Annotated in this window: 7 protein-coding genes; 5 read left to right on the top strand and 2 right to left on the bottom strand. The window is 55.2% G+C overall.

Annotation, left to right across the window (positions count from 1 at the left end):
* The 4 genes from E1297_RS46860 to E1297_RS46845 form a co-directional block, all read left to right on the top strand.
* Nucleotides 1–631: AsmA-like C-terminal region-containing protein (locus E1297_RS46860; protein WP_209016414.1), on the top strand; the 631-nt coding region annotated here is incomplete at its 5' end.
* 44 nt (nt 632–675) lie between these two features.
* On the top strand, nt 676–1,722 hold the full coding sequence (gene queA / locus E1297_RS46855) for a tRNA preQ1(34) S-adenosylmethionine ribosyltransferase-isomerase QueA (protein ID WP_155150993.1): 1,047 nt from the start codon (nt 676–678) through the stop codon (nt 1,720–1,722).
* A gap of 105 nt (nt 1,723–1,827) precedes the next feature.
* Nucleotides 1,828–3,099: an MFS transporter gene (locus E1297_RS46850; RefSeq protein ID WP_155150991.1), complete on the top strand. Its 1,272-nt coding sequence runs from the start codon at nt 1,828–1,830 to the stop codon at nt 3,097–3,099.
* Nucleotides 3,100–3,206: 107 nt separating this feature from the next.
* Nucleotides 3,207–3,788, top strand: a complete 582-nt coding sequence (locus E1297_RS46845; RefSeq protein ID WP_155150989.1) for a DUF924 family protein — start codon at nt 3,207–3,209, stop codon at nt 3,786–3,788.
* On the opposite strand, the gene E1297_RS46840 is transcribed toward E1297_RS46845, so the two are convergent.
* Nucleotides 3,785–4,219: a hypothetical protein gene (locus tag E1297_RS46840; protein ID WP_155150988.1), complete on the bottom strand. Its 435-nt coding sequence runs from the start codon at nt 4,217–4,219 to the stop codon at nt 3,785–3,787. The genes E1297_RS46845 and E1297_RS46840 overlap by 4 nt on opposite strands.
* 213 nt (nt 4,220–4,432) lie before the next feature.
* Between E1297_RS46840 and lpdA the strand changes: the two genes are divergently transcribed.
* A complete protein-coding gene (gene lpdA, locus E1297_RS46835; RefSeq protein WP_155150986.1) occupies nt 4,433–5,827 on the top strand; it encodes a dihydrolipoyl dehydrogenase in 1,395 nt (464 codons plus the stop codon).
* Nucleotides 5,828–5,883: 56 nt separating this feature from the next.
* Here lpdA and E1297_RS46830 read toward each other — a convergent pair whose 3' ends face one another.
* Entirely contained in the window at nt 5,884–7,269 is a 1,386-nt protein-coding gene (locus E1297_RS46830) for a dipeptidase (RefSeq protein ID WP_155150984.1), read from the bottom strand.
* Nucleotides 7,270–7,345: the final 76 nt, after the last annotated feature.

Below are 7,345 nucleotides of genomic sequence, written 5' to 3'. Positions count from 1 at the left end.
CCTAACCTCGAATGATGCAGGTGCGGTTCTGAGTTCTGCCGGGCTTTTGACGCAGGCAAGAGAAGGTAACCTGCGCGTACAATTGGATCCAATTGCCGAAGCCGGGAACTATGATGTCGACCTAAAGATCACCGATACCCGTATCAAGGATGCCCCGGCGATGGCTGCTTTGCTCAATGCCATCAGCCTTGTTGGCTTGCTGACCGAGATGGCGGGGCAGGGCATCTATTTTTCGTCCATTGACAGCAAGATGCGGATTACTCCCACCGAAGTCAAAGTTCTAAGCGGTAGCGCGGTAGGCCCGTCAATGGGCCTATCCTTTGATGGCACTGTGGATACGGTCAGGCAGACGCTGAACCTGCGTGGAGCGATATCTCCGATATACCTGGTCAACGCGATTGGCAGTGTTCTGACGCGAAAAGGTGAAGGGATATTTGCATTCAACTATACATTGACAGGGCCGATTGGCTCGCCTCAGGTTTCGGTAAACCCACTATCCGGACTCGCCCCACTGTTTCTTCGCGATCTGATGCGCGGACCACGACCTACGGTTTCTGACGGGCCTAATGCGCAGCCGCAGAATTCAGGTGGGACCCAACCCACTCAGGGAACTCGTGGTGAGGATCGGTAAGTCAGGCTGTGGCCGAATCTGTCAGAGCCCTGTAATGCGCCGCCATGCAACTGAGTGACTTTGATTTCGACCTGCCCGAAGACTTGATCGCGACGCGGCCTGCCAGCCCGCGCTCCTCTGCGCGCCTGCTGGTGGCAAATGGGGGTGAGATCACGGATCAGCAGGTTTTGGATTTGCCCAATTGGCTGCGCCCGGGTGACCGTCTTGTCCTGAACGATACACGGGTGATTCCTGCGCGACTGAATGGGCGTCGCCATCGCAATAGCGCGCAAGGGCCTGTCTCGGCAGCCATTGAGGCAACTTTGCTTGATCCGCAATCTGATGGCACATGGGCGGCACTGATCAAACCGCTAAAGAAAGTGAAGCTTGGCGAAGAGATCGTGTTCTCGGAACGGCTGAGTGCGACGCTGGAACGGGTCGAGGACGGACAAGCCTGTTTGCGTTTCAATCTGCAAGGCGATGATTTCGACGAAGCGCTTGAACAAGCAGGCGCAATGCCATTGCCGCCTTACATCGCAGCCAAACGACCTGCGGATGAGCAGGACAAGACAGACTATCAAACTGTTTGGGCTCAGAATTCCGGAGCGGTCGCAGCCCCAACCGCATCGCTACATTTCGATGAGGCGCTGTTGCATGCGCTGGGCGAACGCGGGGTGACGTTTACACATGTTACTTTGCATGTTGGAGCGGGGACGTTCCTCCCGGTCAAGGTCGAGGACGTCACCACACACAAGATGCATGCCGAATGGGGGCGCGTCAGCGAACAGGCCGCCGAGGAAATTCGCGCGACCAAATCCGCCGGTGGACGGGTTATTCCCGTAGGTACGACTGCCCTGCGCCTGATCGAAAGTGCGGCCCGCAGCGGCAGTATTCAACCGTGGGAAGGCGAAACCGATATCTTTATCTATCCGGGTTTCGAGTTTCATGTGACAGACGCGTTGATGACCAACTTCCACCTGCCGAAATCGACGTTGCTGATGCTGGTTTCGGCGCTGATGGGGCAGGATCGGGTCAACGACATCTACGCGCATGCCATTGCTAGGAAATATCGTTTCTTCTCTTATGGGGATGCGTCGCTTTTGATGCCTTGAAAGCCGTGTTTTCCGGATCGCGCCTTTAGAATGTCGTAGACAAGCGCGACCAAAGGGTTTTTTGATCTCAAGACGTACAACACGTCGGCAATTCCGGGTGGCAGCATGCTTCAGGTACTTTCCAGCGCTTGGGCGCTTCTTCTTGGTATGGGATTGCTGATGGTCGGCAACGGCCTTCAGGGTACGCTGCTGGGTGTGCGGGGTGAGATCGAGGGTTTTTCGACTCTGCAGATGTCATTCGTGATGTCGGCTTACTTTGTCGGTTTCCTTGGCGGATCGCGCCTTGCGCCTGAGATGATCCGGCGCGTAGGGCATGTACGCGTATTTGCGGCACTGGCGTCTTTCATCTCTGCCGTGATGATCATGTATCCGATGCTGACCGACCCAATTGCCTGGTCACTTGGGCGCGTTGTGATCGGGTTCTGCTTTTCCGGGGTGTATGTGACGGCTGAAAGCTGGTTGAACAACGCCGCAAGCAATGAAAACCGTGGGCAAGCGCTGTCGCTGTATATGATCGTTCAGATGACGGGTATTGTCAGCGCGCAGGCACTTTTGTTGATAGGCGATCCCGCAGGTTATGAGACATTCGTGATCGCATCGATCCTTGTCTCGGTTTCTTTTGCGCCAATTCTGCTATCGATTTCACCAACCCCAGCATTTGACACGACCAAACCCATGACATTGCGCAAGCTGATGGAAACATCTCCGTTGGGTTGCGTTGGCATGTTCCTGTTGGGTGGCATTTTCTCGGCCCAGTTCGGGATGAGCTCGGTTTACGGCGCTCAGGCTGGCTTGTCGCTCGTCGAAATCTCGACGTTTGTAGCCTCGTTCTATGTAGGCGCGGTGTTGCTGCAATATCCGATTGGCTGGATTTCTGACCGTATGGATCGACGCATCCTGATCCTGCTTGTCGCTGTCGTAGGGGGCTGTGGTGCGTTGATCGGCATGTTCTTCGGTGCCACATTCACGATCCTGTTGGCAGGCGCATTCCTGATCGGTGGCATGACCAGCCCGCTCTATTCGCTGCTGATTGCCTATACCAATGACTATCTTGAGTATGACGATATGTCAGCAGCCTCTGGCGGCCTGATATTCATTAACGGTCTTGGTGCGATTGCAGGCCCGCTCATTACAGGTTGGTTGATGGGTGAAGGCATCGTGGGACCTGCAGGCTTCTTCCTGTTTATTGCGACGCTCATGTTCATCATGGCGGTTTATGCGCTCTATCGTATGACACAGCGTGCCTACGTACCTGTTGATGAGACCAGTTCGATTGCTTCCATTCTGCCTACTTCGTCACCAGTTGCGCTTGAAGTGGCGCAGGAGGTTGCAATCGAAGCTGCGCAGGATGAACCGGATGCGCAAGAACCTGCCTGAGCGCCGGATTTGTGTCGCAAATGTTGCAATATGTTACTGTAACAATTCTGTAAAACGGACTTAAATGACCTTACGTCCCTGGGGAGGGCAATTACGGAGTCAAGGGCATGGTAGGTCCTGAAGAAGTATTGAGTTTTTGGTTAGATGAAGTTGGCCCCGAGGGGTGGTATCTGCAGGATGAAGCGCTTGATGCGCAAATCCGTGAACGGTTCCTCGAAACATGGGAAGCGGCGTGCGAGGGCAGGTTCTCGCTCTGGCTGACCTATCCCAGCGGCTCACTGGCGTACATCATTCTGATGGACCAGTTCCCGCGCAATATGTTCCGGGGTAGTGGAAAGGCGTTCTCGTCTGACAGGGCAGCTTTGACAGCCGCGAAATGTGCGGTCGACAAAGGCTGGGATTTGAAGATTGACGAGCCGGCACGGCAGTTCTTTTACCTGCCGATGATGCACTCGGAAAACCTGTGTGATCAGGAACGCTGTGTGCGGCTCATGTGTGAGCGTATGCCGGAAAACGGCGCAGGCAACCTTTTGCATGCAAGAGCCCACCGCGAAGTGATCCGCAAGTTCGGTCGGTTTCCATATCGGAACGAGGCGCTGGAGCGTCCGACAACCGAACACGAGGCTGCATATGTCAGCAGCGGTGGTTACGGCTCAACCGTTCGCGAGCTTCAGGGGGCCGCGACCTAGGTCGCGGGCTCACAGCCCCGAATAACAAGAATTCGGTCGGTCACGACATCAGCCGAAGTGGTGATGGCGTGATCGATAAGCTCTTCGGGTTTTTCTGCTAAACCCGCGAGTTGCGACTGGGTAGTCTCCAGTTTGGTTTCCAGATCATTCAGCCGCTGCAATGTGGCATTCAGTTTCTGACTGACTACACTGTCCAGTGTACCATCCTGTGCGCGAATAGCCGCCAAATCGCTGCGCACGGCTGCAAGCTCTCCCCGAATACTCTGCGCCTGATCCCGCAAAGGTGTCACCAGTTGCAGGTTCTCAGCAAATCCATCCCGGATACTTTCGATAGATTGGCTAAGTTTCAGTCCCAGAAACAGGCACAAGGCCACAAGGATCAAAGTTGCGTTCAAAAGGGCGAGCACTAAATCTCTGAGCGTTTTGGCCATGATACGCCTTTCGGAAATCTAAGAGAATGAAATACCCGGTGGTCCGGGCACCTCTGTTCTAGCTATTGGTTTATCTCGGGTATAGGCTCAAATCTGTGTAATTCAGACACGCTGACCCCGCGTCATATATGTCGCGGGAACGGACATTGATGAGTTTGAAAAAATAGTTTAACGGTAAACTAGTTTTCAATCGACCTGCGCCGAGAGGTACACATGGCTGCACAATCCTTTGATCTGATCGTAATCGGGGCAGGGCCCGGTGGCTATGTCGCTGCTATCCGCGCGGCCCAGTTGGGACTGAAGACGGCCGTGGTTGAACGCGAGCATCTGGGTGGGATTTGTCTCAACTGGGGGTGCATCCCAACAAAGGCGTTGCTGCGATCTGCAGAGGTGTTTCACCTCATGGAGCGTGCCAAGGATTTTGGTCTGAGTGCTGACAAGATCGGCTATGATCTCAATGCCGTGGTCAAACGTTCGCGCGGGGTGGCAAAACAGTTGACCAGTGGCGTCGGACATCTGCTCAAAAAGAACAAAGTCACCGTCGTGATGGGGGAGGCAACGATCCCAACCAAGGGCAAGGTCAGTGTCAAAACCGATAAAGGTACTGAAGAACTGATGGCAAAGAACATCATCCTTGCGACCGGTGCCCGGGCGCGCGAACTGCCTGGCCTTGAGGCTGACGGTGATCTGGTCTGGACCTACAAGCACGCTCTGCAGCCACCGCGCATGCCCAAGAAATTGTTGGTCATCGGCTCAGGTGCAATCGGTATCGAGTTTGCAAGCTTCTACCATACGTTGGGTGCTGACACGACCGTGGTCGAGGTGATGGACCGCATCCTTCCCGTCGAAGATGCCGAGATCAGCGCATTCGCTAAAAAGTCCTTTACCAAGCAGGGTATGACCATCAAGGAAAAGGCGATGGTCAAGCAGCTGGATCGTGGCAAAGGCAAGGTCACGGCGCATATCGAAGTCAATGGCAAGGTCGAGAAACACGACTTTGACACCGTGATTTCTGCAGTTGGAATCGTTGGTAATGTCGAAAATCTCGGCCTCGAGGCGCTTGGTGTCAAAATCGACCGCACCCATGTCGTGACGGATGAGTTCTGTCGCACCGGTGTCGAGGGTCTTTATGCCATCGGTGATATCGCTGGTGCGCCTTGGCTGGCACACAAGGCCAGCCACGAAGGTGTCATGGTTGCCGAATTGATTGCAGGCAAACACGCGCACCCGGTCAAACCGGAAAGCATCGCAGGCTGCACATATTGCCAGCCGCAGGTCGCCTCGGTCGGTTACTCGGAAGCTAAGGCCAAAGAACTGGGCTACGAGGTCAAAGTTGGCCGTTTCCCCTTCATCGGTAACGGCAAGGCCATCGCTCTCGGTGAGCCCGAGGGCCTGATCAAAACCGTATTTGATGCCAAAACCGGAGAATTGCTGGGCGCGCACATGATTGGCGCAGAAGTCACAGAGTTGATACAGGGTTATGTGGTTGGTCGCCAGCTTGAGACCACCGAAGAAGACCTGATGAACACCGTCTTCCCACACCCGACCTTGTCCGAGATGATGCACGAAAGTGTGCTGGACGCTTATGGCCGCGTGATTCACATGTAAGTTTGGGATGATCCCAAGGGAAAAGGCACCGCCACATCGGCGGTGCCTTTTTTTGTTTACTTATTCAAAGCATCCAGAATGCGTGCCCACGAGCGGATACCCTTGTGGAAGCTCTTTACGTCATACTTTTCGTTCGGTGAATGGATAGCGTCATCGTCGTTGGCATAACCGACCAACATCGAATCCAGTCCCAGAACTGTATCGAAGTAGCCGACTACGGGGATCGAGCCGCCCATGCCGGTGAATACAGCCTCGCGATCCCACTCGTCGGACAGTGCGCCGCGCGCGGCTTCGAATTCGGGGCGGTCAAGGTTCATGACTGAAGCAGGGGAGCCTTCGAGGTCATTGTCCCAAACAACCTTCGCATCGGGGGACAGCCGCTCTTCCACGTGTTTGCGGATCTTGTCGCGCAGGGCATCCGGGTCCATGTCACCGACCAGTCGGCAGGTGATCTTGCAGTGCGCCTCTGACGGGATCACCGTTTTGGATCCGGCACCATTGTAGCCACCCCAAAGTCCGTTAACTTCCAGCGTCGGGCGCGCCCATTGCTGTTCAAGTGTGGAGTAGCCTTTTTCGCCGTGGGGTTGGGTATACCCCACCGAGTTCAGGTATTCAGCTTCGTCAAATCCGCAGCCTTCCCATTGACGCAGCTGCTCGGCGGGAACTTCATGAACACCTTCGTAGAAGCCTTCGACCGCAACGCGTCCGGTGTCGTCGTCATAGAAAGAAGCAACAATCTTGGAAAGCTCACGCAGGGGGTTCAGGCCCGGCCCACCGTAGTGGCCGGAATGCAGGTCGATACGGGGGCCGATGATTGTGAACTCATCCTTCAGCATGCCGCGCAGTTGCGAGGCGATCGAAGGAACGCCGCGCGAGACCATCGAGGTATCACAGACGAGGGCCAGATCAGCTTGCAGTTCTTCCTTGTTGGCTTCGAGGAACGGCACCAGCGACGGAGAGCCCGATTCTTCCTCTCCTTCAAAGAAGAACGTGATCCGGCAGGGTAGTTTACCATGAACTGCCTTCCAGGCGCGGCAAGCCTCGACAAAGGTCATCAACTGACCCTTGTCATCCGACGAGCCGCGGCCGCGAATGACTTGCCCATGCTCGGTATCTTCCAGCGCCGGATCAAACGGATCACGGTTCCACAGATTTAGCGGATCAACCGGTTGTACGTCATAATGGCCATAGAACAGCACATGTGGCCCATCGCCATCTTCACCGACGTGCCCAACCACCATGGGGTGGCCGGGGGTTTCACGCTTTTCCGCCTTAATGCCAATGCTTTGCAAATCTGCGACCAGCCAGTCTGCTGCCTGATCAACGTTCTCCTTGAAGGCTGGATCAGTTGAGATGGACGGTATGCGCAGAAACTCCATCAACCGGTCGATGGAAGTGGTCAGATCGGTGTCGATCCTGCTCAGAACAGCGTCAAGCGACATAGGCTTCTCCTGAATGGATGTGAATTTGCGCGGAGCCTAGCAGCGCTGGCGGTGTCGTCCAGTGTGTATCGGCGGG

The organism is Roseibium sp. RKSG952, assembly GCF_009711355.1.
The sequence above is the reverse complement of the archived record's forward strand: the minus strand, read 5'-3'. Positions and strand labels throughout refer to the sequence as shown.